This window comes from Dongia sp. P2_B8 (assembly GCF_056404715.1).
In genome coordinates this window covers 56,028-78,421 of sequence record NZ_JBFUDM010000007.1, presented here as the reverse complement: position 1 = coordinate 78,421, position 22,394 = coordinate 56,028, and the positions used below count along the sequence as shown (strand labels likewise).

The 22,394-nt window shown below is 61.6% G+C and carries 30 protein-coding genes and 1 tRNA gene; 15 read left to right on the top strand and 16 right to left on the bottom strand.

The window, feature by feature from the left end:
* Window positions 1–18 precede the first annotated feature (18 nt).
* The 3 genes from AC1DWZ_RS18950 to AC1DWZ_RS18940 all read right to left on the bottom strand — a co-directional run bounded on the left by AC1DWZ_RS18950 (window position 19) and on the right by AC1DWZ_RS18940 (window position 1,816).
* Window positions 19–843 carry an anti-sigma factor family protein gene (locus AC1DWZ_RS18950; RefSeq protein WP_477170504.1) on the bottom strand — a complete coding sequence of 275 codons (825 nt, stop codon included), beginning with the start codon at window positions 841–843 and terminating at the stop codon, window positions 19–21.
* Window positions 840–1,352: a sigma-70 family RNA polymerase sigma factor gene (locus AC1DWZ_RS18945; protein ID WP_477170503.1), complete on the bottom strand. Its 513-nt coding sequence runs from the start codon at window positions 1,350–1,352 to the stop codon at window positions 840–842. Before AC1DWZ_RS18945 ends, AC1DWZ_RS18950 begins: the two co-directional genes overlap by 4 nt.
* A 74-nt stretch (window positions 1,353–1,426) precedes the next feature.
* Window positions 1,427–1,816: a COG4315 family predicted lipoprotein gene (locus AC1DWZ_RS18940; RefSeq protein WP_477170502.1), complete on the bottom strand. Its 390-nt coding sequence runs from the start codon at window positions 1,814–1,816 to the stop codon at window positions 1,427–1,429.
* A 79-nt stretch (window positions 1,817–1,895) separates the two neighbouring features.
* On the opposite strand from AC1DWZ_RS18940, the gene AC1DWZ_RS18935 reads away from it, so the two are divergent.
* Genes AC1DWZ_RS18935 through AC1DWZ_RS18925 form a run of 3 tightly spaced genes read left to right on the top strand, consistent with a single transcriptional unit; the run spans window position 1,896 to window position 3,295 of the window.
* Window positions 1,896–2,357: an ArsR/SmtB family transcription factor gene (locus AC1DWZ_RS18935; RefSeq protein ID WP_477170501.1), complete on the top strand. Its 462-nt coding sequence runs from the start codon at window positions 1,896–1,898 to the stop codon at window positions 2,355–2,357.
* Window positions 2,354–2,845 carry an SRPBCC family protein gene (locus tag AC1DWZ_RS18930; RefSeq protein WP_477170500.1) on the top strand — a complete coding sequence of 164 codons (492 nt, stop codon included), beginning with the start codon at window positions 2,354–2,356 and terminating at the stop codon, window positions 2,843–2,845. Before AC1DWZ_RS18935 ends, AC1DWZ_RS18930 begins: the two co-directional genes overlap by 4 nt.
* 27 nt (window positions 2,846–2,872) lie before the next feature.
* On the top strand, window positions 2,873–3,295 hold the full coding sequence (locus AC1DWZ_RS18925) for a cupin domain-containing protein (RefSeq protein WP_477170499.1): 423 nt from the start codon (window positions 2,873–2,875) through the stop codon (window positions 3,293–3,295).
* Between the two features lie 21 nt (window positions 3,296–3,316).
* On the opposite strand, the gene AC1DWZ_RS18920 is transcribed toward AC1DWZ_RS18925, so the two are convergent.
* Both AC1DWZ_RS18920 and AC1DWZ_RS18915 read right to left on the bottom strand, forming a co-directional pair.
* Window positions 3,317–4,510 carry an ABC transporter substrate-binding protein gene (locus AC1DWZ_RS18920; RefSeq protein ID WP_477170498.1) on the bottom strand — a complete coding sequence of 398 codons (1,194 nt, stop codon included), beginning with the start codon at window positions 4,508–4,510 and terminating at the stop codon, window positions 3,317–3,319.
* Between the two features lie 108 nt (window positions 4,511–4,618).
* Window positions 4,619–4,693: transfer RNA gene (locus AC1DWZ_RS18915), tRNA-Gly, on the bottom strand.
* Window positions 4,694–4,931: 238 nt separating this feature from the next.
* On the opposite strand from AC1DWZ_RS18915, the gene AC1DWZ_RS18910 reads away from it, so the two are divergent.
* The 6 genes from AC1DWZ_RS18910 (at window position 4,932) to AC1DWZ_RS18885 (ending at window position 8,563) form a co-directional block, all read left to right on the top strand.
* Window positions 4,932–5,519: a prolyl-tRNA synthetase associated domain-containing protein gene (locus AC1DWZ_RS18910; RefSeq protein WP_477170497.1), complete on the top strand. Its 588-nt coding sequence runs from the start codon at window positions 4,932–4,934 to the stop codon at window positions 5,517–5,519.
* Window positions 5,520–5,628: 109 nt separating this feature from the next.
* The gene (trxA, locus tag AC1DWZ_RS18905) at window positions 5,629–6,561 is read left to right on the top strand and encodes a thioredoxin (RefSeq protein WP_477170496.1); all 933 of its coding nucleotides are present in this window, start codon (window positions 5,629–5,631) and stop codon (window positions 6,559–6,561) included.
* Window positions 6,562–6,577: 16 nt separating this feature from the next.
* Window positions 6,578–7,306, top strand: a complete 729-nt coding sequence (locus tag AC1DWZ_RS18900) for an LON peptidase substrate-binding domain-containing protein (protein WP_477170495.1) — start codon at window positions 6,578–6,580, stop codon at window positions 7,304–7,306.
* Window positions 7,307–7,334: 28 nt separating this feature from the next.
* Window positions 7,335–7,529 carry a Trm112 family protein gene (locus AC1DWZ_RS18895; protein ID WP_477170494.1) on the top strand — a complete coding sequence of 65 codons (195 nt, stop codon included), beginning with the start codon at window positions 7,335–7,337 and terminating at the stop codon, window positions 7,527–7,529.
* Between the two features lies 1 nt (window position 7,530).
* Window positions 7,531–7,974 (top strand): gamma-butyrobetaine hydroxylase family protein, encoded by a 444-nt coding sequence (locus AC1DWZ_RS18890; protein ID WP_477170493.1) that lies wholly within the window; start codon window positions 7,531–7,533, stop codon window positions 7,972–7,974.
* 208 nt (window positions 7,975–8,182) lie between these two features.
* The gene (locus tag AC1DWZ_RS18885) at window positions 8,183–8,563 is read left to right on the top strand and encodes a hypothetical protein (RefSeq protein WP_477170492.1); all 381 of its coding nucleotides are present in this window, start codon (window positions 8,183–8,185) and stop codon (window positions 8,561–8,563) included.
* Between the two features lie 9 nt (window positions 8,564–8,572).
* Here AC1DWZ_RS18885 and AC1DWZ_RS18880 read toward each other — a convergent pair whose 3' ends face one another.
* Both AC1DWZ_RS18880 and AC1DWZ_RS18875 read right to left on the bottom strand, forming a co-directional pair.
* A complete protein-coding gene (locus AC1DWZ_RS18880; protein WP_477170491.1) occupies window positions 8,573–8,917 on the bottom strand; it encodes an antibiotic biosynthesis monooxygenase family protein in 345 nt (114 codons plus the stop codon).
* The gene (locus AC1DWZ_RS18875; protein WP_477170490.1) at window positions 8,914–9,261 is read right to left on the bottom strand and encodes an NIPSNAP family protein; all 348 of its coding nucleotides are present in this window, start codon (window positions 9,259–9,261) and stop codon (window positions 8,914–8,916) included. Before AC1DWZ_RS18875 ends, AC1DWZ_RS18880 begins: the two co-directional genes overlap by 4 nt.
* 174 nt (window positions 9,262–9,435) lie before the next feature.
* Here AC1DWZ_RS18875 and AC1DWZ_RS18870 point away from each other — a divergent pair, with 174 nt between their 5' ends.
* The gene (locus tag AC1DWZ_RS18870; protein ID WP_477170489.1) at window positions 9,436–9,807 is read left to right on the top strand and encodes a cytochrome-c oxidase; all 372 of its coding nucleotides are present in this window, start codon (window positions 9,436–9,438) and stop codon (window positions 9,805–9,807) included.
* A gap of 57 nt (window positions 9,808–9,864) precedes the next feature.
* Window positions 9,865–10,647, top strand: a complete 783-nt coding sequence (locus AC1DWZ_RS18865) for an SDR family NAD(P)-dependent oxidoreductase (protein WP_477170488.1) — start codon at window positions 9,865–9,867, stop codon at window positions 10,645–10,647.
* A gap of 77 nt (window positions 10,648–10,724) precedes the next feature.
* Here the strand turns inward: AC1DWZ_RS18865 and AC1DWZ_RS18860 are convergent, their stop codons facing one another.
* The 4 genes from AC1DWZ_RS18860 to AC1DWZ_RS18845 form a co-directional block, all read right to left on the bottom strand.
* Window positions 10,725–11,348, bottom strand: coding sequence for a hypothetical protein (locus tag AC1DWZ_RS18860; protein ID WP_477170487.1), 624 nt, complete (start codon window positions 11,346–11,348; stop codon window positions 10,725–10,727).
* Window positions 11,349–11,425: 77 nt separating this feature from the next.
* Window positions 11,426–12,850, bottom strand: coding sequence for a ribosome biogenesis GTPase Der (gene der, locus AC1DWZ_RS18855; RefSeq protein ID WP_477170486.1), 1,425 nt, complete (start codon window positions 12,848–12,850; stop codon window positions 11,426–11,428).
* Window positions 12,851–12,901: 51 nt separating this feature from the next.
* Complete coding sequence (locus AC1DWZ_RS18850) at window positions 12,902–14,284, bottom strand: PQQ-binding-like beta-propeller repeat protein (RefSeq protein ID WP_477170485.1); 1,383 nt, start codon at window positions 14,282–14,284, stop codon at window positions 12,902–12,904.
* A 38-nt stretch (window positions 14,285–14,322) separates the two neighbouring features.
* A complete protein-coding gene (locus AC1DWZ_RS18845) occupies window positions 14,323–14,988 on the bottom strand; it encodes a tetratricopeptide repeat protein (protein WP_477170484.1) in 666 nt (221 codons plus the stop codon).
* A 266-nt stretch (window positions 14,989–15,254) separates the two neighbouring features.
* Between AC1DWZ_RS18845 and AC1DWZ_RS18840 the strand changes: the two genes are divergently transcribed.
* From AC1DWZ_RS18840 to AC1DWZ_RS18830, 3 genes are all read left to right on the top strand, one after another.
* Window positions 15,255–15,644 carry a hypothetical protein gene (locus AC1DWZ_RS18840; RefSeq protein WP_477170483.1) on the top strand — a complete coding sequence of 130 codons (390 nt, stop codon included), beginning with the start codon at window positions 15,255–15,257 and terminating at the stop codon, window positions 15,642–15,644.
* Between the two features lie 104 nt (window positions 15,645–15,748).
* The gene (locus AC1DWZ_RS18835; protein ID WP_477170482.1) at window positions 15,749–16,084 is read left to right on the top strand and encodes a DUF2794 domain-containing protein; all 336 of its coding nucleotides are present in this window, start codon (window positions 15,749–15,751) and stop codon (window positions 16,082–16,084) included.
* A gap of 268 nt (window positions 16,085–16,352) precedes the next feature.
* The gene (locus tag AC1DWZ_RS18830) at window positions 16,353–16,910 is read left to right on the top strand and encodes a GcrA family cell cycle regulator (protein ID WP_477170481.1); all 558 of its coding nucleotides are present in this window, start codon (window positions 16,353–16,355) and stop codon (window positions 16,908–16,910) included.
* A 129-nt stretch (window positions 16,911–17,039) separates the two neighbouring features.
* Here AC1DWZ_RS18830 and AC1DWZ_RS18825 read toward each other — a convergent pair whose 3' ends face one another.
* The 4 genes from AC1DWZ_RS18825 to AC1DWZ_RS18810 all read right to left on the bottom strand — a co-directional run bounded on the left by AC1DWZ_RS18825 (window position 17,040) and on the right by AC1DWZ_RS18810 (window position 19,827).
* Window positions 17,040–18,110: a tetratricopeptide repeat protein gene (locus AC1DWZ_RS18825; protein WP_477170480.1), complete on the bottom strand. Its 1,071-nt coding sequence runs from the start codon at window positions 18,108–18,110 to the stop codon at window positions 17,040–17,042.
* A gap of 81 nt (window positions 18,111–18,191) precedes the next feature.
* The gene (locus AC1DWZ_RS18820; protein WP_477170479.1) at window positions 18,192–18,692 is read right to left on the bottom strand and encodes a hypothetical protein; all 501 of its coding nucleotides are present in this window, start codon (window positions 18,690–18,692) and stop codon (window positions 18,192–18,194) included.
* Between the two features lie 44 nt (window positions 18,693–18,736).
* Window positions 18,737–19,159: a hypothetical protein gene (locus AC1DWZ_RS18815; RefSeq protein WP_477170478.1), complete on the bottom strand. Its 423-nt coding sequence runs from the start codon at window positions 19,157–19,159 to the stop codon at window positions 18,737–18,739.
* 38 nt (window positions 19,160–19,197) lie between these two features.
* Window positions 19,198–19,827, bottom strand: a complete 630-nt coding sequence (locus AC1DWZ_RS18810; RefSeq protein WP_477170477.1) for a TetR/AcrR family transcriptional regulator — start codon at window positions 19,825–19,827, stop codon at window positions 19,198–19,200.
* A gap of 117 nt (window positions 19,828–19,944) precedes the next feature.
* On the opposite strand from AC1DWZ_RS18810, the gene AC1DWZ_RS18805 reads away from it, so the two are divergent.
* On the top strand, window positions 19,945–20,835 hold the full coding sequence (locus tag AC1DWZ_RS18805; protein ID WP_477170476.1) for an NAD(P)H-binding protein: 891 nt from the start codon (window positions 19,945–19,947) through the stop codon (window positions 20,833–20,835).
* Window positions 20,836–20,844: 9 nt separating this feature from the next.
* Here AC1DWZ_RS18805 and AC1DWZ_RS18800 read toward each other — a convergent pair whose 3' ends face one another.
* Entirely contained in the window at window positions 20,845–22,263 is a 1,419-nt protein-coding gene (locus AC1DWZ_RS18800; RefSeq protein WP_477170475.1) for a pyridoxal phosphate-dependent decarboxylase family protein, read from the bottom strand.
* Window positions 22,264–22,394: the final 131 nt, after the last annotated feature.

Below are 22,394 nucleotides of genomic sequence, written 5' to 3'. Positions count from 1 at the left end.
GAAGGTCTCCTGCCAGAGTCAGCCGCCTGTGACTGTGTCATAGGCCTCATAGATCGCCTCGGCAATCGGCAGCAGCTGGGCGCGGTCGGTGGGGGCGGTGAGGGCGAAACCACAGCCCCGGTCGATCCAGGCAAAGGTCGCGGCATCGCCACTCTGCTGGAAGCGGAAGGCTGTCTCGGCGCCCACCCCCGTTTTGTCGGAACCCGTGCGGACATAGAGCGTCATGCGACGCCCGTCGTCATTCTCATACATGAACTGGGCCGCAGCGACGTCCGCACCGGCGGCATCGGTGGCCGGCAGCAAGCGGCCGCCCATCAGGTGAAAGCCGAAGGCCTCAAGCGCCGGCGCCTGAATCTGGCGGCCGAGGCGCTTCGAAAGCCAGCTCACCAGATGCGTCTCCTGCGACGCATCGACCTCGACCGCATGGCGCTTTTCGACGACGAAGGTGCGATAGGCGGAAAGCGCATCGCGGGTGAAGCTGAGGGCAGCGACACTGCCAGAGTCGATACCAGGGCTTGTGGGAGCCAGCATATCCCGCGCGAACCAGCCGCCAGCGGCCCCGGTCAGGAGAACAAAGCCGAGGGAGGCGATGAGGCGCAGCTGGCGCATCTGCTTCCGCCGGCGCATCCCTTGGATCTCCGCAAGGCGGAGGCGCTGCGGCAGCGGCTCGGTGAATTTCGCCTGCAGGGCAGTGCGAAGGGCGGCACCGATCTCGCGGTCGTGCGCAAGACCTGCGGCAACCTCCGGATTGGCAGCGAGATAGACCTCGACCGCCTGCAGGCGGTCGCCTTCCAGGCGGCCATCCAGATAGGCCTGCAGGTCATCGTCGCCGATCGGCGTCATTTCACTCTCCGCAATAACGTGACTTGGCCCTTGTCGAGAATGTCGCGCAGCCTGGTCCGTGCCCGCGACAGGCGCGACATCACCGTGCCCAAGGGAATACCAAGGATGCCGGCCGTCTGCTGATAGGAAAAGTCCTCGATCCCCACCAGCAGCAGCAGGCTCTGCTGGTCTTCGGGGAGATGACCCAGGGCCGCCAGCAGATCCTTGGCTTCAAGGTTGCTTTCCTGCTGGGCGCGCACGGGCAAAGGCGGCGCATCCTCGAGCGTCACATGGGCCCCGCGCCGCTTCATCTGCCGCAATTGCCCCAGATAATGATTGCGCAGGATGGCAAACAGCCAGGCGCGGAGGTCACCATCCCGATGCCGCAGCAGCCAGCGCGACAAGGCGCGCTCCAGCGTATCCTGCACCAGATCGTCGGCCGCCGCATGGTTGCGCGTCAGTGCATAGGCATAGCGCCGCAGACCCGGAATCTGCGGTTCGATCTCGGCTGCTATGCGATCGACGCTCACGTGGCTGGCGGCTCCTTCTTGATGCGGCGGGATGCGGGGAGGGAAGTGCCCGCATCCCGCCGATCATAGCGCCCTTAGTCGGGCTGCACGACGTGCCAGACGTCCTTGAACTTGTCACCGGTGATGTCGCCCGGCGCCTTGTCCTTGACCCAGAGGTAGAGCGGCTTGCCGTCATAGGCCCATTGCAGGGACCCATCATCGCGGGTGATGACCGAATACTCGCCCGTCGCCATGGCACCGGCTTCGGCCTTGAGCGGCGGCCAGGCCGCGGCACAATCGCCATTGCAGGCCGACTTGCCCTCGGAATCCTTGTCGAAAGTGTAAAGCGTCATGCCGTTGTGATCGACCAGGATCTTGCCAGCTGAACTATCGCCAACCATGGCGGGCTCGTCGGCAAAGGCCGGCAAGGTAAAAGCCGCGCTAAGCGCAACACCGGCGAGAAGCGCGCGAAGAATGGGCCGCATGGGAAGTCTCCTTGACTGTTGAGGTGACAGAAAGGAGATGCCGCAGGAGAGGGTTTATTCCCGGGGGTGAGGAAGAAAGATGTCATGTCCATCTCTTTGGTTCGATTACTTTAGCCACGACTTGACAATTTCGTCTCAATCGCCAATACTCAAGTCAATGCTTAACTATTCAGCCATCGACACCAGTCTCCGCGCGCTTGCCGAACCTACGCGGCGGGCGATTGTGGATCGGTTGAGTTTGGGGCCGGCGTCGGTGAGTGATCTCGCGGCACCTTTTCAGATGACGTTGGCCGCTGTGGTGCAGCATCTCCAGGTGTTGGAGGAGAGTGGGCTCATTGTGAGCCAGAAAGTTGGCCGCGTGCGCACGTGCCGGCTTGAGCCCAAGGGGCTCGATCTTCTGGCCGGCTGGGTGGCGGAGCGGCGCGCGCTGATGGAGCGGCGGTTCGATCGCCTCGGGGCACTTCTTGCGGAAGAGGATGCGGCGGCGACTCAGCGGACCCATCAAAGAAAGACGGAGACGAAGAAGGGAAAGCGAAAATGACGGCGCAGAAGGCATCCATCGCCGGTGACGGCTTCGATGTGGCGCACGCCACGTTCAGCATCGAGCGGGTCTATCCGCAAAGCCCGGCGCGGGTCTTTGCGGCCTTTGCCAAGGCTTCTGCCAAGCGGCGCTGGTTTGCCGAAGGTGAGGGCTGGGAGATTTTCAGCTACGATCTCGATTTTCGTGTTGGTGGCATCGAAGCCACGCGCTTTCGGTTCGGCGATGGGCCGGAGATGACTTTTCATGCCCACTATCACGACATCGTGCCCGAGCGGCGCATTGTCTATTCCTATCACATGACAGTGGGTGGCAAGCCGCTCTCAGCTTCACTCTCGACGGTCGAGTTGCTGGCGCAGGGCAGCGGCACGCGCCTGGTCTTTACCGAACAGGATGCTTTTTTCGACGCCATGGATTCGGTGAAAAGCCGCGAAGAAGGTACCCGCGACCTGCTGGAGAAGCTGGCAGCTTCACTCACGCAATCTGCATAGTATGTGCGGAACATTGAAAGGCACCATATGAAGCTGATTTCGTTGACCGTCATGTTCTTGATCCTTGCCGCACCCCTGCAGGCAGAAGAGAGCAATCCCGCACCCGCCGTTGTCGTCACACCTGTGATGACCACCGACGTCACAGCGAGTGGCCAGCCGATCGTGCTGCCGCAGAAGGATGCCGAGGTCTCCGCATCAACCTATGACATAGCACCCGGCGCCAAGCTGCCGGTACACAAGCATCCCTATCCCCGCTATGCCTATGTTCTGGCGGGCAAGCTCAGTGTCACGAATGTGGATACCGGCAAGACCAACATCTATGAGACGGGCGGCTTCATCGTCGAAGCGGTTGGCCAATGGCACAAGGCCGCCAATATAGGCAGCGATGCGGTGAAGCTGCTGGTGATCGACATGGCGCCGAAGGGCACCAACAATGTGGTGAAGCAGTAGCAGCGCTGAGCTGGGCGGCAGCTAGTTCGCAGGTTCGCCTGTCGCTGGCATCTCTGCGTGATAAAGCGTCTGGTGCAGTGTGAACTCGTAGGGGCCGTCGGCGACATCGGTGGCGCCCGCGCTGTCGGCGCCGGACCGTGAGAAGCTCTTGAAATCGATGCGGTGCCAGTCGCGGTCGCCGAGCTTGGTGAAGAACTCCGCCACATTGTTGCCGTCGACCGGCGCCATCTGGAAGGTGAGGGCGCGGTGCGGCGTATTTGCCGGGGCCTCCGCTTGCGCCACGAGATAATCATGGATCATCACCATGGCCCAGCCGCCGGCCAGGAAATGGCCGCCATCGGTCATTGCCATCTTGCCGGTGCGTACGAGATCCAAACCTTCCGGTGACCAGTTGAGGCCGACGATGCACAGATCCTTGCCGGGTTGCAGCTGCCGTTCTTCGGCGGCGGTGATGGCGCCCATCGCCAAGGCATCATTGGCCGCCCAGATACCGGCGGTATGCACCTGATTTTCCGCGGCCCAGCTGAGGAAGTTCGCGGTGAGATCGTGGCCCTTGGGTGTTTGCCAATTGGTGTTGAATTCCCGCTCGAGGATCATGTCGGGATGGGCGGCGATCGCGGCATGAAGACCGTTTGTCCGGTCGATCGAGGCCGGCGTTGTGGAATCACCCAGCAGTGCCAGGACGTGAAATTTTCCGTCGACATCCGCCGTGCCGGTCTTGTGGGCGCATGCTGTGAGTGCATCCCCCATACGACGGCCGGCAGCTTCATTGTCAGCGACCAGACTGCCGATCCAATGCCGATAGATCTCGCCCGGCTTGCCCATGGCGGTGGCTTCATCGCCGTAGAAGCTGTTCAACAGCATGAAGGCCTTGATGCCCCTTGCGTCGGCGGCCTTGAGCAGGTTGGCGCCGGCCTGGAACTCATTGACCAATACCAGGACATCCGGCGGATCGGCGCGGGTGATGATCTGCCGGCCCAAGGCACCGATCGCCTGGGCGTCGCGCTCGGCATAGATGATCTCGAGCTGATAGCCGAACTGGTCGGCAGCCGCCTGCATGACGGCACTCACCGCCGGCCAGAAGAACTCGTCATGCTTGCCGGGATTGAGGAAACTGATGCGGATGGGTGCGGCGTCCGCGAAGGTCGCGGTCGGGAAAACAACGATCAAGAGAAGGAATGCGAGGGCACGATACCAGTTCATCGGCAAGGCCATGCGTCGGTCAACTCTCCGCCGATATTCTGCGCCGGCAGGAATGAAGATCTGACCAACGCCTGCCGGTAAAACGCAAAACGGCCCCGGAAGGGCCGTTTGGAGGCAAACTGGAGCGGGCGAAGGGATTCGAACCCTCGACCCCAACCTTGGCAAGGTTGTGCTCTACCCCTGAGCTACGCCCGCACCCTGTTTGCGCGGCCCGCGATGGCTAACCGTCACGAGCGCGGCGCATCATACGCATCGGCAGCGCATTTGCAAGTGGGCTTATTATTTTTGTAAATCAGCTACTTGGCCAGATTCACCCAATTTGGCCGGAGGGCGGAATCGAGCGCGTCGCGGGCCACCCCCTGGCTGGCCATTGTAAGGAGGCGCCTTCCCCGGCTATACCCGGCTTCAATCCTGTTAACGAAAGCCTGAAGCCATGTCCGACACCGCTGCCGTCCAAACAAGCCCTGAAGACCGTGCTGGCGAGATCGCAGCCGCCATCGCGGCGCAGAGCCAGATTCCCACCAGCCCGGCACAGCTCCTGGCCCGGCTGGAGGCATTGGGCATCCAGACCCGGACGGTCGATCACGACCCGGTCTTCACGGTCGAGGAAAGTCAGCATTTGCGCGGTGAACTGCCGGGCGGGCACATCAAGAACCTGTTCCTGCGCAACCGCAAGGAAGAGATGTGGCTGGTAACCGTCGAGGAAAGCCGGCGCGTGGATCTGAAGGCGCTGGGCGAGAAGCTGACCGGCGAGACGGGCGGGGCGGCAAAGCTCTCCTTCGGGTCCGCCGACCGCCTCATGACTTATCTGGGTGTCGTGCCGGGGGCAGTGACACCCTTTGCCGTCATCAATGACAAGGGTGCCAAGGTGAAGATGGTGCTGGACCGGCATCTCCTCGACTGCAACCCGGTCAATGCGCATCCGCTGGTCAATTTCAAATCGACCGCGATCGCCCCTTCCGACCTCCTGGCGTTTCTCGAGGCAGAGGGGCACCAACCGCAGCTCCTTGACTTCGCCTAACGCCTTGACCGCATTGAATTTAGGGCTTTCTGTTGGATGGTTGATTCATCTGCCCGAAAGGCCCATTTATAGAGCCAATCTAGGCTGATCTTTCAGGAGTAGTGTCACGATGGACAATATGATTGGCGCCAGCTTGGCGAACGGAGCCGCGGCCGCGGCCGACCTCGTCAAGGATAGCAGCCAGCAGGCGTTCAAGGCCGATGTCATCGACGTCTCGATGCAGGTGCCGGTGATCGTCGATTTCTGGGCGCCTTGGTGTGGGCCGTGCAAGCAGCTCGGGCCCGTCCTGGAAAAGGTCGTCAAGGAAGCGCGCGGTGCCGTGCGCATGGTCAAGATCAATGTCGACGAGAACCAGGAACTGGCCGGGCAATTGCGCATCCAGTCGATCCCGGCTGTCTTCGCCTTCTTCCAGGGCCGTCCCGTCGATGCCTTCCAGGGCGCGCAGCCCGAAGGGCAATTGAAGGCATTCGTGGCACGCCTTGCGAAATTGTCGGGCGGTGAAGCCGGCCCGTCGCCGATCGAGGAAGCACTCGAGCAGGCGGATGAAGCTCATGCCGCCGGTGATCATGCGACCGCCACGGAAATCTTCGGCCAGATCCTGGAACATGAGCCGGGCAATGTGAAAGCCATTGGCGGCATGGTGCGCTGCTTGATCGCCTTGGGCGAACTTGAGCAGGCGGCGGAATTTTTGGGGCAGGCGCCCAAGGACAAGCTGAACGATCCGGCGATCGCTGCCGCCAAGGCGCAGCTTGATGTGGCGTTGGCGGGGCAAAAGGCCGCCGGCCAGTCGGATGCGCTGCGGGCCCGTGTCGAGGCCAATCCGAAGGACCATGAAGCCCGCGTCGAACTCGCCCAGGCCCTGTTTGCGACCGGTGATAAGGAAGGGGCGGTCGACCAGCTGCTGGAAAGCATCCGCATCAACCGCGCCCACAATGAAGAGGCGTCAAGGAAACAGCTCGTCACCTTCTTCGAGGCGATGGGCCCCACCGACCCACTGACCCTGAGCGCGCGCCGGCGCCTCTCGTCGCTGCTGTTCTCGTAACGAGGAGGCGTTCAGCATGCGCTCCGGCCCCAGCAATCTTGGTCCCTTCGATCCCGGCTATGCCGATCTGCCCGGCGACATGCCGATCTTTCCGCTGACCAATGCCTTGCTGCTGCCGGGTGGGCGCCTGCCGTTGAATGTGTTCGAGCCGCGTTACCTCGCCATGGTGCGGGCGGCGCTGCAGACGCCGGACCGTTTGATCGGCATGGTGCAGCCGATCGAACCCAATGTGGAAAGTCGGGGGGTGGAAAGCCGGGGTGCCGACCGTCAGACACATACCGACCATATGCCGGCGGTGCATCAGGTCGGCTGTGCCGGGCGCATCGTCTCGTTCGAAGAGACACCGGACGGTCGCTATCAACTCATTCTTTCCGGCCTCATTCGTTTCCGTATCAAGGAAGAGCGGCCGATGGCCAGGGGCGGTTACCGCGTGATCGTGCCCAACTTCCAGCCCTTTGCCCATGACATGGCGGAACATGAATTCCAGCTGGCCGACCGGCCGCGCTTTCTCGCCATCCTGCAGGAATATCTGAAGACAAGGCAGGCGCGGCTCGATTGGAAGGGCATCGAGGAAGTGGCGGATGACGAACTGGTCGTCGCCATGGCGCAGATGTCGCCGCTCGATCCGGAAGAAAAACAATCGCTGCTGGAATGCCCCGATCTCGATGCCGTCGTCGAAATGATGGTGGCCTTGTTCGAGGTTCACGGTGTCACCGCCAGCGGCGGCGAACACCGGTTGCATTGAGACTGGCCGCATTGAGATAGGAAATCCCGTGCCCGAGAACGACATTCTGATCGATCCCAAGCTGCTTGAGATCCTGGTCTGCCCGGTGAGCAAGGGGCCGCTGGTCTTTGATCGGCAGAAGCAGGAGCTGATCAGCAAGGCCGCAGGCCTCGCTTACCCGATCCGCGACGGTATTCCGATCATGCTGGTCGACGAGGCGCGGCCGCTCGACGTGGATGAGTGACATGACCGATTCCATGGGCACGGAGCATTGGCCGGTCGAGATCCGCCATCGCCAGGCGGAAAAGCTCATCGAGATCGAGTTCGATGACGGCAAGGTTTTCCAATATCCGGCCGAACTGCTGCGCGTGGAAAGTCCTTCCGCCGAGGTACAAGGCCATGGTCCGAACCAGAAGACCATCGTGCCGGGCCGGCGCGATGTCGGCATCATGGCGGTGGAACCGGTCGGCCATTACGCCATCCGCATCCAGTTCGACGACATGCACGATACCGGCATCTTCTCATGGCGCTATCTCTATGATCTCGGCCGCGACCAGGCGCAGATCTGGCAAGGCTATCTCGATGCACTGAAGCAACACGGCCTCAGCCGCGACCCCCGCGCCGCAAAGGCGCCGGCGCATGACCACGGCGGCAGCTGTGGCAGCGGTGGTTGCGGGCATAAGCATTAGATCTGACAGATACCCCTCTCCCTAACCCTCCCCCACGTTGGGGGGAGGGAATCAAAGCGAGGTTGAACACTGCCGTTGAAGCGAACTCAGCGGCACTCCCTCCCCCCAACGTGGGGGAGGGTCGGGGAGAGGGGGCTTTCGCCCACGCGGGAACGAAATCGCAGTTGCCTGGTTGAGCCACCACGCAATTTCAGGCGCGGGGGTTTTCATGGCACGCATTCTTCTGGGTGTTTCGGCGATCTATTTCGTGCTGGGGATAGCGCTGGGGTTTCATATGGGGCTCATCGCCGATTACCGGCTGGGCGTGGTCTATGCCCATATCGGCGCGCTCGGTTGGCTCAGCCTCGGCCTTGTCGGGGCGATCTATCTCATCCGCCCGGCGCTCACCGAGACGGTTTTCGCGCTGGCGCATTTCTGGCTCCATATGATCGGCCTGCCGGTGCTGCTCATCGGCCTCACCATGACCCAGCTGGATGCATTTGCGACCGGGCATTTGCTGGCCATGATCGGGATGGCAGCCCTGGCTCTGGGTGCCGTCGCGCTGGCGATCAATTTCTGGAGCTATGTCGCGCGCGACGCGCGCGCCTAGCCAGCACCTTCATCCATGCACCTTGCGGCTATCACCGGGCGCTTCCGCGCGCTCGGTGAGGCCGTAATCGCGCAGCACCTGCGCCACACGCAGGCGGTAACCGGCAAAGATACCACCGCGTCCGGCCGCCTGCGCGCTGCGATGCGCTTCAAGATTGCGCCACGCGATGACCGCCTGCTCGTCGCGGAAAAAGGAGAGCGAGAGCATCTTGCCCGGGTTGGTGATGCTTTGGAATCGCTCGACTGAGATGAAGCCGTCGATCTTCTCAAGCTCCGGCTTCAGTTTGGCCGCGATGTCGAGATAGGCGTCGCGATGGCCCTCGGCCGGTTCCACTTCGAAGATGATGGCGATCATGCTGGCTCTCCCTCGGCTGCTGGCATCCGGTCGCGTGTGCCGGTGACGTCGCCCAAGAATGTCCGTTCTTCGCGCAGGATGAAACGTTTTTCCCGCGCCAGGGCAAAGTTGGCGCGTGAGGCCGGGTCTTTCCGCAGGCGCGCCCGATAGGCTTCATAGGCGGCAAGATCGGGCAACGAAATCAGCCCCCAGGCGATGTCGTTGGTGCCTTCATGGGGCAGGAAATAACCGATCAAATGCCCACCGCAGGTCGGGATGATACGCCCCCAATTTTCGGCGTACTCCCGGAACGCTTCCAACTGGAAGGGGTCGATCTGGTAGCGGATAAAGACGGTGACGGACATGGCTTTTCTCCCGGTTGGACTGGTCCTTTCTAACCTGCCGCAGCCAATTGATGCTTCGTCCAGCAACGAAATATGCCATGATTATTGTGATCGCGTTCACTGCCGGGGAGGGCATTTGCGCGATAAGCCCGTGGCACATGCAACGCCACCAGCCGCAAAAGGGGATACCGAAAAATGGCCCACCGACTGCTCAAGATCGCCGCACTCTATTTCGTTCTCGCCGTCTGTCTCGGCGCCTTCATGGGTGCGACGCAGGATTTCTCTCAGGTCGCCGTGCACGCCCATCTCAATCTGCTGGGTTGGGTCAGCTTTGGCATCATCGGCTGCATCTATCTGCTGAAGCCACACCTTGCGGCGACGCGCCTGGCCCAGGTGCATTTCTGGTTTCACAATATCGGTGCGCCGCTGATGCTGCTCGGCGTGGCCCTCCTTCATGCCGGCTATCCTGAGATCGGCGAGCCGTTGGCCGGCATCTTCTCGGTCGTCACCGTCATCGGAATCGTCTGCTTTGGCATCAATCTGTGGCGCAATCTCGATCGTGCCTGACGCAGTATCATATTTGACAGATGAAAACCTCCCCAGCTACGACTGGGGAGGTTTTGCATGATGGGGGATGACAGCATGATCAGCGCCGATCTATCGGGCAAAGTGGCCTTCGTCACGGGGGCAGCATCAGGGATCGGGCTTGCCACGGTCGAACGGCTGGTCGCCAACAAGGCCAAGGTTGCGATCAACGATCTCCACGGCAATCCACGCCTCGCGGCTGAGGTTGCGCGGTTGACGGCACTGGGTCATGACGTGGCGGCGTTTCCCGGCGATGTCTCGAAGCCGGACGACGTGGTAGCGATGATCGAGGCGGCAGTCGCCCATTATGGAAGGCTCGACTATCTCGTTAACAATGCCGGTACGCCGGGCACCAACGCGCCGATCCCGGTCGACGATTTTGCCCGCATGGATGAAGCCTTCTGGGCGAAGCTGGTTTCCATCAACCAGATCGGTCCCTATCGTTGCCTCAAAGCCGCGGCACCCTATCTGAAGAAGAGCCGGGGTGCCGTGGTCAATGTCGCCTCAACTGCCGGCCTTGGCTATGGAGCATCCTCCAGCGTCTATGCCTCGACCAAGGCGGCGCTCATCCTGCTCACCACTGAATGGTCCTATGCCATGGGACCGGAAGTGCGCGTCAATGCGATCGCACCGAATGTCGTGGATGGGTCCGGTTGGGATTGCAAATTCGATCCCGCGGCACTGGCCGAGACGGTCGCCAAACTACCCCTCAAGCGCGCCGGCACGCCGCAGGACTATGCCGAGACGATCTTCTATCTGCTCGCCGGTGCCAGCTACATCACCGGCCAGACCATCGTCATGGATGGCGGCGGGGCGAGGTAGCCGGGACCTGAGCGACACATCGGCCAAATGCGGCTTGGTCCCGCTCAGGGCCGCTAGCTTATCCAAGGCTGCACGGACTAATGCTGGTTTGGCTCGATACCGGCGGAATTGAATTGCCTGAAATCGGCATTGTACATCTTGGTGACCTGGCCCGTGACATACATGGCTTTCGCTCTATATCCTCTGCGAACGCTGCCAGAGAGCCATAGCGCTCTGACAATTGCTCCAACGGCTGGGCAGTACAACAGGCATGATAATGCCAGCAGCAAGACGGCAGGTGCTTTGATCGCTAAACTCGAAGAGCTGGACGCGAGCAAGAACAAAAGGCATAGGGACGCAGAGCACAACAATAAGGAAAGGAACAACTGATCTTTCCTTCGCCATATTGTCCTTGCACCGTAGTAGTCCGAATTAAATTCTGACAGTTTATCTTTGTATTTTTGAGCACGTTCCAGCTTGTCCCGGCTGCGCTGATTCTTGGAATCGAGCGAAAGCTGTTCCTTCCGGTGGCACATGATCTGCTTTATGCGATCTTCAGCGAGGCTGGTTTTCTCTTCGATTTCAGACTCCAACTTCTGGCGAAGTTCGGAATAGCCGGAAAGCACAACGTTGAGGCCGACGCCCAGCTGCAGGACTGATTGATAATTCGCGAGGCTTTCGACTTTCAAAAGCGTATCAAATGCAAGAAAGGCTGAATCCATAAGGTTTTCTCCGAGCTGTTTGCTATCGGAGAATTTTGATTCCGCAATCGTAAAGAGAGAATTAATGCGCGCGGGTTTTATTCCCGGTCCGTGTCGTAGGGATTGTCCGTGCGGCGCATCAGCAGGCGGATGGGCGTGCCCGGCAGATCGAACACGTCGCGCAAGCTCTTCACCAGGTAGCGGTGATAGGATTCCGGCAGATCGTCCGCCTTGGAGGCGAAGATCGCGAAGGTGGGTGGACGCGTCTTGATCTGGGTCATGTAGCGGATCTTGATGCGACGGCCACTCACCAAGGGCGGCGGATGTTGCGCGGTGATCTCAGCGAGCCACCGGTTGAGTTTCGAGGTCGAGACCCGCTTGTTCCAAGTCTGGTAGATCTCGAGCACCGCGGCCATCAGCTTATCAAGGCCGCGTTCGGTCATGGCACTCATGGTGATGACGGGAATGCCCTTGGCCTGCGGCAGTGACCATTCAATACGGTCGTGCAGCTTTTTGAGGGCGCCGTTCTTGTCTTCGACCGCATCCCATTTGTTGGCGGCGATGATGAGGGCGCGACCTTCCTCCACCACCTGCCTGGCGATGGTGAGGTCCTGTTTTTCCAGCATGTCATTGCCGTCGAGCACCAGGACGACGACATGGGCATATTGGATGGCGCGGCGGGTATCGGCGCCAGAGAGACGCTCCAGCTTCTCGACCACGCGCGCATGACGCCTGAGGCCCGCCGTGTCGATCAAGCGGATCGCCTGGCCCTGCCATTCCCAATCGATGGCGATGGAATCGCGGGTGATGCCGGCTTCAGGTCCGGTCAGCAACCGCTCTTCACCGAGGAGTGCATTTACCAGCGTCGACTTCCCCACATTGGGGCGGCCGACGATGGCGAGCTGCATATGCTTGGGCGCCGGCGGGGCTTCGACGAAATCATCCTCGCCCGTGTCCTCGTCGAGATCGAGCGGCGCCACTTCCTCGAGATCGGCATCGAGATGAGCGCCTGATTCTTCGCCCGCTTTCTTGAGGGCAAATGGCTCAAGGGCGTCGAAGAGATCGCCCAGTCCCTCGCCATGTTCGGCGGAGAGGGGCAACGGCTGGCCCAGCCCCAGGCTGAAGCCTTCGTTGACGGCACCGGCGCCAGCGCGGCCTTCAGCCTTGTTGGCGATGAGAATGACCGGCTTCTTCATCTTGCGGATGATGCGCGCGAAATGCTCGTCCAATGGCGTGATACCGGCGCGGGAATCGAACACCATCAAGGTGACGTCGGCCTCGTTGATCGCAGCTTCGGTCTGCTGGCGCATGCGCCCTTCGAGACTGTCGTCGACCGCGTCTTCGAGACCCGCGGTATCGATTACGGTAAAGGTGAGGTCGCCCAGATGCGCTTCGCCATAGCGCCGGTCGCGCGTGACGCCCGGCGTGTCGTCGACGATGGCGAGACGCTTGCGGATCAAACGGTTGAACAATGTCGACTTGCCCACATTGGGGCGGCCGACAATGGCGACGGTCAAAGACATCAGATTAAGTGCCGATCAATAAAAACCCGGAAGTTCTACCGGGCGCTAAAACTATTTGAGCGCGATGAGGTCGGCGTCGTCCGAGAGCATATAGACCATCTCGTTTGCCACCACCGGCGGCAGGTGCGAACGGTCGGGCAGCTCCTGCTTGCCGAGCAATGCGCCGGTATAGGGTGAAATGGACAGAGCGAGCCCGTTCGACCCGGTGATGAGCAGGCGGTCGCCAACCAGGACCGGACCTGACCAATAGATCGGATCTTCACGATCCACCATGTCCTCGAAAGGCGGCAGGGCTGTCAGCCATTTGATCTTGCCCTCGTCGCGGGTGAGGCACACCACTTCGCTCTGTGAGGTCAGGATGTAGACGAAATCGCCGGCGGCCCAGGGCATCTGCGTGCCGCCCAGATCCTTGTCCCAATAGCGCTCGCCACGGCGCAAATCGATTGCCGCCATGACGCCGCCATTGCCGATCGCAATGACGCGGTCGCGGTCGATCACCGGCCGGCCGCGGATGTCGGAAAGGGCGGCGACCGACGAGGTGCGCGCCTTGCCAGCGAGGCTGTCGGTCCACAGCGAGTGCCCGTTGACCACGTCGAAGGCCAGCAATTCGCCGGAGGTGTAGGCGGCAACGACGACGTTGCCCAGCACAGTCGGGGTTGAGCCACCCAGCAGGCCGGCGGCTTCCTCGACACCGGCATTCGACCACAGTCTGCGGCCGTCATCGGTGGCAAAGGCCACCAGCTGATTGTCGATGGTGGTCACGAAAACGCGGCCGTCACTGACCGCGGGGGCGGCGCGCATCGGTGCTGGTGCCTTGCCTGCCCATATGAAGGCGCCGGTCTTGGCGTCGAGGGCATAAACCTTGGCATAGGGTGTCGTGACGAAGACTTTGCCTTCCGCGACAGCGATGCCGCCGCCGAAAAGATCGTCATCCTCGTCGTCTGGCGTAAAATCAGCCTGCCACAGCCGTTGGCCGGTGGTGGCGTCAAAGGCACGCACCAGGCTTTCGGCGTCGAGCGTATAGATGATGTTGTCGGCGATCACCGGTTCGGCCAGCAGGCGGTTGGCGGAATCGGCCGAAGAGCCGATATCGGCCGACCAGACTTCCTGCAACACGTCGGAGCCTGCCTGCAGGTGATACATGGCGTGAGACTGGTTGCCACCGACTTGGGCCCAATCCTTGTTCACATAGGGTTTGGGCAGGCGCACGGCGATATCGCTCAGGGTCGGGTCGGCAGAGAGATCGCTGTTGAGCTGCAACACCGAAACGCGATCGCCCGGCAGCGGCACCTTGCTCTTGTCGCAGGCACCCACCAGCAGCAGCGAGCAGGCGAGGCCCGCGCTCAGCAAAGCCATAACCCGATTGCCTCGCCGCTTGTCACCTTGGGCGGGCTTGGTGGTGAGCCGTGTCGCCATCATGTCGCCATCAATCATTTTGGGTTCGATCCTGCTGTGCATCGCCCGCTCGCCGATCAATCGGCGAGACGGTCGAGCATGATGGTGACCCGGTTGCGAAGATTGGCCGGTGCTGTGTCGATGCCCGCGGCTGCTTCTTTCTTGAAGACATCATCAAGGCCCTGGAAGATTTCCTTGGCCTTCGCCTTGTCGCCGGTCGCATAGGCGGCAAGGCCGGTGATTTCCAGCGCGGACAGGCGGTAGGGCTGGCCATCCGCTGTGAGCGGCTGGGCCAGCGCCAAGGCAGCATCGGCCTTGCCGAGATCAAGCGCCACATAGCCGCCCATGAGGGCTGCAGCGCCTTTGAGCGGTGCTGCAAAGCTGGCATCGCCCGCCATTGTCGTGAGAAGGTCGAGGGCCCCCTGCTTGTCGCCGGCCTTCAAAGCGGCATGGGCAAGGTCGAAGCGGGCGAGGTCGGCGAAGGGGCCGCCGGCATGAGCCAGTTCGCCCAGCACCTGGGGTGCCGATTTCGGGTCCTGCTGGGCCGCCTGCAAGGCTGCAAGATAGGCGTTTCCGGCCTTTTCCCGCGCTTGGCGGTCATAGATCTGCCAGCCGGTAACGGCGGCGGTACCCAGAATGATCAGCGCCACCAGCCCATAGACAAGATTCTGGTATTTCGCCCACATGGCGCTCGCTGTATCGCGGCGCAGATCCTCGTCGACTTCTTGAAAGATATCAGCCACTTATGACCCCTGGAACCCCGTAAGGCACATTTATTGGGCCCCGGAACATGCTCCCAGGGCGGTTATTTGCGGGCTAACATACAGGCAAGGCCTGCGCCTTGCCAACCAACGCTTTGCCGCAGCCGGCGCGTGCTTTGGTGCCAGGGATGGCGCTGGCGACGGTGTTGGCGATGGCGGCCGGGGACGGGCCTGGAGCGCGGGGTTGGAACGGGAATTGCTTTACCCTGAGGTCAGGACCGAATGAAGCGAGAGGGCGGGTAGCGGCGATGGCACGGCAAGACAAGAACCAAGCGGGTGTGTGGCTGGGATTGCTGGCGGCGGTACTCATTCTGCCGGGCTGCGATACCACCGCGATTCCAGCATTTATTTCCGGCACCACAGCCTATGCCGTGGTCGAAGGGGTGGCGCTGAATCAGACCGGCAAGACCGCCTCCGACCATCTGGCCTCCATTGCCACGGGCGACGATTGCTCGCTCATCGATTACACCAAGACGGGCAAATACTGCCGGACAGCGGCCGAAATGGCCCAGGAACAGGCCGAAAAGAACCGGCCCTATCCGGGCTATTGCTACCAGCATCTCGCCAGCGTGGTGTGCTACGACACCCCGGACCGGACCGCCACCACCGAGGTCGACATCTATCCCTATGCGCGCTGACGCGCCGTTTTTGGCGATCGGTGCTTTACGGATTCCCGACTTTGGGCGACACTTTACTCGGACTCTGGTGAAGGCCGAGTCGTCTCAGTGAGCATAAGGACCGAATGGCGCAGCTCGTCCTTCTTAATGATTACCGCCGCCAGGGTCGCCGGGTTTTCTTCAACCGCGACGAACTCAATCTTTTGCTGGGGATCTACAGCCGTAAGGTGGCGCATGCCGTCTGGCGCGATTACGCCATCGACCATCGCAGCAATATGGCGGTGTTCTCGGTCTACCGGCGGGCTCAGGAGCAGCCGACCTTCGCCATTACCAAGGTCTTGCTGCGGGGCGACAAGGATCCCAATTACATCCTCCTCGCCGGCAAGCGGCAGATCAAATCCTCGCGCCGCCTCCCCGAATTGATCGACCTCCTCGACCGCCAGCTGAACCTGGTGGATTAGGCTGGATCACTTAAGACCGGGGGGATCGATGGGCGAAAGGACGCAGGCGGGTCGTGCCACGGTTCGATCCTGTCGCCGATAATGTGGGTCGAACACCATATGTTCCAATAGAATCTGGTGTTATCCACAACATTTTGATTTTCCCCTCTTGCCTCCCCGCATCTTGTGCGGTGAAATGACGGCCACTCAATATCTTGAGCTGGCCCCGCCTTTATGGCTTATGGCGCCAGCCATATCGCCAGCACAGAACCGGTGGGGAGAAGACATCATGGAATGGACCGAACAGCGGATTGATATGCTGCGCAAGCTCTGGGGCCAGGGTCAGACGGCTAGCCAGATTGCGACACTTTTGGGCGGCGTCACCCGCAATGCGGTGATCGGCAAGGCGCATCGCCTGGGCCTCACCGGCCGGCCGTCGCCGATCAAGCGCGAAGGTGCCGAAGCGGCAGCTCCTCGCCGCAAGCCGGCGGCCCAGCGTCGGCAGCAGCCAAGCCTGGCGCCGATGCCGCCGGCCCGCCATGCGGTGACGCATGCCAGCCAGCCTGCGCCCAGTGCCCAGTTGGGCGGGCAGTCGGAAAACCGCTTTGCAGCAACCGCCCATGCGCCGGACGTTCAGGTCGAGCCCCGCGCTGCAGAAATCGCCGTGCCGAAGGCGCCGGCGGCACCTCGTGTCGCAGCCCAGGCGGGGTCGAAATCCTGCTCCTGGCCGGTGGGTGATCCCAAGCAGCCGGGCTTCCATTTCTGCGGCGACGTCGCGGAAGCCGGCCGGCCCTATTGCGCTCATCATTGCGGCATCGCCTATCACCGCAAATCCGAAGCGGCATAGGCCGGTCTTACATTCTCCCGATCTAGGGGCGGCGATCCCGAAAAGGGCGACGATCCGGTGGGGGCCAAACTGGGGCAGCCAAGGCGACTTGACTGCCCCTTTTGCTGGCCATTTTTGGCAATTCCATTCTTATTGCCCGAAGATCCAGCCGCCGTTCTTGATCAGACGCGCATTGTCCGGCTCAAGTTCCAGCGCCTTGGTCAACCAGTCTCGCGCCAGCTCCGTTTCTCCGGCGTAATAGGCGCACAAGCTGCCGATATCATACGGTGCCACACCCCAGGCCTTCATGATGTGAACATGGTCGCGCGGCATTTCAGTGATGGCCAGCATCTGGCGGGCCGCGTCGATCCCGCCCACCCAATCCTTCTGCGCCATGCAGAACTTGCCAAGATCGTACCAGGGCTCGCGCGCCTCCGGCGCTTCAGTGCAAGCCCGCTCGAACGCGGCACGCGCTTCTCGAGGCCGGCCAAGTGCCACGTGGCAGCGCCCGATATAGCGCAGGGAAGCAGCACGTTCGGCCCGGCGCGTGGCGCTCGGCAAAGCGAGGTGGCGGTTGAGTTCGGCGATGGCCGCCTCGTACTGCCGATGCTGCATCAGCTCGAAGCCATGATTATGCGCACAGCGGTCGTCGGCTGGATCCTCCCGTACCGCCAGGGCCATCAAATCCAGATACTGCCCGCGCGATTTGCTGGCATCGGCATGCTGATGGATATGCAGCTGTTCGGTCCATGCCAGCTGCTCGGCTATACCGGGCAGGGGATAGATCAGCTCGTGGGCAGGATGCTTCCACACATAGGCGTGACGCTGATGAATCTTGGATGCGAAGTAGCAGATCTTCGGCCGGCCCTTGGTGTCCCAGTTCAAGACGAAATGGTAGCGCAGGCGCGTGGTGCCGGACGCCCAGGCTGCTTCCAGCGCTGCACGCCATCCGGGCACGAGTACCTCGTCCATATCAAGCGCAATGCAGATGTCGGCATCAACCGGTACGCAGGCAAGACTTGCGTTACGCGCCTGATCGAAGCGCCAGGGTGCAATCGCGATTTTGTGCACGTCCACCCCGGCGTCGTGCAATCTGGCGACCGTGCCGTCGGTGGAACCGGTATCTGCGACGATGCGATAGTCGGCATCGACAGCAGAATCCGCCCAGCGCCGCGCGAACGGCTCTTCATTGAGCGCGATGGTGTAGACGGCGATCTTCATGATGCTTGCGGCGTTCTTCTCGACCTGCGCCGCTCAATTTCGCGGCCGCGCCGGCATGGCAAGGTCCGTTCCGGGCCGTCTCTATTGGGCATATATCTTGCGCTTGAAAGCGGCCCATCTTGTGACATCGAACAGAAGCGCGTTGTTGCCGGCATCCGTCTCGAAGATTGTCCAGACCAGATAGCGCTGTGTGGGGCTGCGGAAAAGATGACCGATCACCTTATCCCGATCAGGAAAGCGGGCAGCGAGATAGTTGGCGGTAGCATCCAGTTCAGCACTGTCTTCCACGGAATCGAAGAGGATCGGGTCGAGATGGCTGAGCCCGGTCCCCTTGCTGCTGGCGGTGACAGGCTTTGCGTCGCTGACGGAGCCGGCGAAGATCATACCAAAGAGTAGCGATAAATTGCTGTCCGGGTCCTTCGACTTCATCAGGTCGAAATTGACATTGACGTCGATTTTCTTTTCTTCGCTGGTATCGCCGCTGCCAATATAGACGTAGTCAGCCGGTGGCTTTGGTGCATGCACGGCCTGGCCGAGATGATCTCCTTGGGTACAGGCAACGCAGAGCAGTGCAAGCGCCATCAGGGTGTGGCGAAAATACTTGAACGTCGCACCTCTTCGCATAATCACGGCATCGATGGGTCGAAGTGGATTTTGAGAGCGGAGAAGGTATGGCCCGGAGGTAGCTTGAGGGGGCTCGCTTTCAAGATCGCCCGCCTTGCAGATTCGCGGATGGCCACGCAAGCGTCACGCGGGTCGGCGGGCGTCAACATCTCGGTGCCGGTGACTTTGCCATCGGATGCCAAGGAAATGCGCATGTCAAACGTATCTGGGCACGCTTGGTAGAGTTCGGGTGCAACGGTCCACTGCTCCCCGACCTGCTCCCGGGTAGCTGTCGCAAATGATGACCCCTGCGTCAACACCTCCTCCGCCCGCAATGGTCCCGCGGCGAGGAGCAGCGACAGGGTAAGGACAGTTTGCAATAGAGGGTGCATGGGTTGTTCGGCATCAATCCGTTCTTTGGACGCCGAATGATAGAGGACCTGCAAGTCGCCGCAATCACAAAAGCACAGCGATTGCAGCTGCCTTACTTTTCCGCCTCTTCGACCCCCAGCAGCCATTCGGCATGACGCAGGAGCGAGGCGGTGGGACTGTCGGCGCGGCCGATGGTCTGCAGTGAGACGCCGGCGCCATCAAGCAGCATCAGCAATTGGTCGGCGATCATGTCGGCGCGCTTGAGGCCGGCCTTGCGGCAATTCTCGGCAAAGCGGCGGCGCATGCCTTTCTTATGTTCTTCGATCACCTGGCGGCCAGGATGCGTGGGCTCCGGCAGTTCGATGGCGGCGTTGGTGATCGGGCAGCCGCGACTCTCCGGCCGTTCCATCTGGCGGCCCGTCTCGGCCAGCCACGCGAGGATGTGCCCGCGCGGATCATTCTTATGTGCAAGGCCGGCCTGGTCCCAGCTGCCTTCGATTTCGGCCGCCACCTCGCGCAGATATGCAGCGACCAATTCGTCCTTCGAGGTGAAGTGGCGATAGAGCGTCATCTTGTTGGTGTCTGCTGTGGCAGCTACCGCCTCGACGCCGACGCCGCGGATGCCTTGGCCATAGAACAGTTCATGGGCGGCCTTGAGAATTCTGGCGCGCGGCGGCAACTCCGATTTTTCCAGCACGGGGAAAGATTTTCTGGCGAGCGGCAGCGTTTTTCGCGCGGTCATGAAATGTCTCTTGACGGCTATGTTACCGATCGGTAACAGTATGAATGTTACTGATCGGTAACATACACGAAATTCGGCCGGCGCAACAGATCTTTCGCGCCTCTCAAGGAGACGGACATGACCATCGGTGTAACGGGTGCGGGCGGCCAATTGGGTGGCCAGGTGCTGGACAATCTGCTGGCGAAAGGTGTGACGCCCAAGGACATTGTCGCCATTACCAGGAGCCCGGAAAAGCTCTCGGCCTATGCCGCCAAGGGCATTGCGGTTCGGGCCGGCGATTTCGACAAGCCGGCCGAACTGACGGCGGCCTTCAAGGGCATCGACCGCTTGCTGATCATCCCGGGCAATGATCTGCGTCCCGGCATCCGCACGCCGCAGCATAAGGCGGCGGTGGCCTCGGCCAAGGCGGCCGGCGTGAAGCACGTCATTTACATCTCGACCGTGGGTGCGCATCGCGGACAGGATCTTTTTGCCGCACATCTCGAGACCGAACAGGCGATCTATGCCTCGGGCCTGGCGTGGACCATCCTGCGCATGGGCATGTATTACGACAATCTGTGGATGGGCACGATCGCCTATGCCTTGAGTGCTGGCGTCTATGCCGCGACCGCGCCGACACCCGCTGGCAATGTCGCTCGCAGCGACGTGGCCGCCGCTGCTGCGGCTTTGCTGGCAGCGCAGGGCCATGACAGCTTCCTCTATCAGGCGACGGGTCCCGCATCGCAAACGCCGGCAGAGGTGGCTGCTATCATCGGCCAGGTCTTCGGCAAGAAGGTCGCTGCCGTCGATGTGACTCAGGAACAGTATAATGGTGCGCTCAAGGGAGCCGGCCTGCCGGATTTCGTGGTCGATGCCATTGGCGGCATCGAAGCTGCCCGCGCCAAGGGTTTGCTGGATGTGGTGACGCATGACGTCGAACATCTCACCGGCAAAAAGGCACTGACGTTGGCGGAATATCTCGCTTCGACCAAGCATCTAGCCGAAGTCAAAGCCGCGGCGGCTCATTAAAGCGGACGATCAGCGCGGCTGCTGGCGCACGATGCGCCAGGCCGCGCAGATCGCGTCGGCAGCCGTGCGGCCTTCCACTTCATTCGTCTCGCCGGAGATGATGGAGAGGCGCATCACCTGCTGCCCACGCCATTTGGCACCACCGGCAAGGCAGATGCCGTCGCGCTGGATGCGGGCAATGGTCTGTTGCGTGAGAAGGTCTGCTTGATCCGGCGCTTCGTCGGCGCCAAAGCGCAGCAGCATTTGATTAAGCGTTACATCGTTCAGGACTGTGATGCCTTGCTCGGCCGTGAATTGGTCGGCCATCAGCCGCGCGACCCGGCAATGGCGCCCAATCATCGCGGCGATCCCCTGGCGTCCCAGATGCTTGATGATAGCCCAGGTGGCAAAGCCGCGCGCCCGGCGCGATAGTTCCGGCACATAGTGGCTGGGGTCGCGCTCCCCTTCCTGCGTTGGTGGCAGATAGCTTGCGGCGATGGTCATGGCGCGCCGATGCGCCACTTCATCACGGACGATCGCATAGCCGCAATCATAGGGCGTCTGCAGCCATTTATGGCCATCGGTCGCCCAGGAATCGGCGGTCTCGATCGCCGCCGCGAGATGCCTGAGGTCGGGATTGGCGCGTGCCCACAAGCCGAACGCGCCGTCGACATGAACCCAGGCGCCCTTTTCGCGCACGAGTGGAATGAGTTCGGCAAAATTGTCGAAGGCGCCGGTGTTGATCTGGCCTGCCTGCAGGATGACGATACTCGGGCCTGCGACCTCGCACATGGCTGTCGCAAAGTCGGCGACGATCATGCGGCCTTGTGCATCGGTCTTCACGCGCCGGACGCGGTCGTGGCCCAACCCCAAGAACTGCAACGCGGAAAAGACCGTGGTGTGCGCATCGTCGCCGATGATGAGCGCGATCGGCGGGGCACCGAAGAGGCCGGCGGCCTCTACATCCCATCCCACGCGGCGCAGCACCTCGCTGCGCGCCGCCGCGAGGCAGACGAAATTGGCGACCGTGGCACCCGTCACGAAGCCCACGGAGCTCTCGCGCGGCAGATCGAGAAGATCCAGCAGCCAGCCGGCGGCGATGGCTTCGACCGCCGCTGCTGCGGGCGCGGCCACATGATTGCCCGCATTCTGGCCCCAGGCGCTGGTCAGCCAATCGGCGGCGACGCCAACGGGATGTGAGGCGCCGATGACCCAACCGAAAAAGCGCGGGCCGGTCATGACATTGAGGCCGGGTTCGGCATCCTGTACCAACTGGTCGATGAGACCGGCACCGTCGGTACCGGTTTCGGGGACCGGCTCGCTGAAGGTCTTACGCTGGTCGAGGAACGAGCGTCTGGCGCCCTGAAATCCCGCACCGACATTGCTGCGATAACGGATGGCATGGGTGGCCGCCCGCTGCAGAAGTTGCTCCAATGCCTTTTGGTCCATGTTCTGCACCCCGGACATCCATTTGGCGGCCATCTTGGGTAGGTTTTGCAGGGCCGGCAAGGCACCTTGCCCGCATCCGGGGCGCGCTTATTCGGGCAAAATCCGCTTGCATAATGAAATCGGTCTGGATA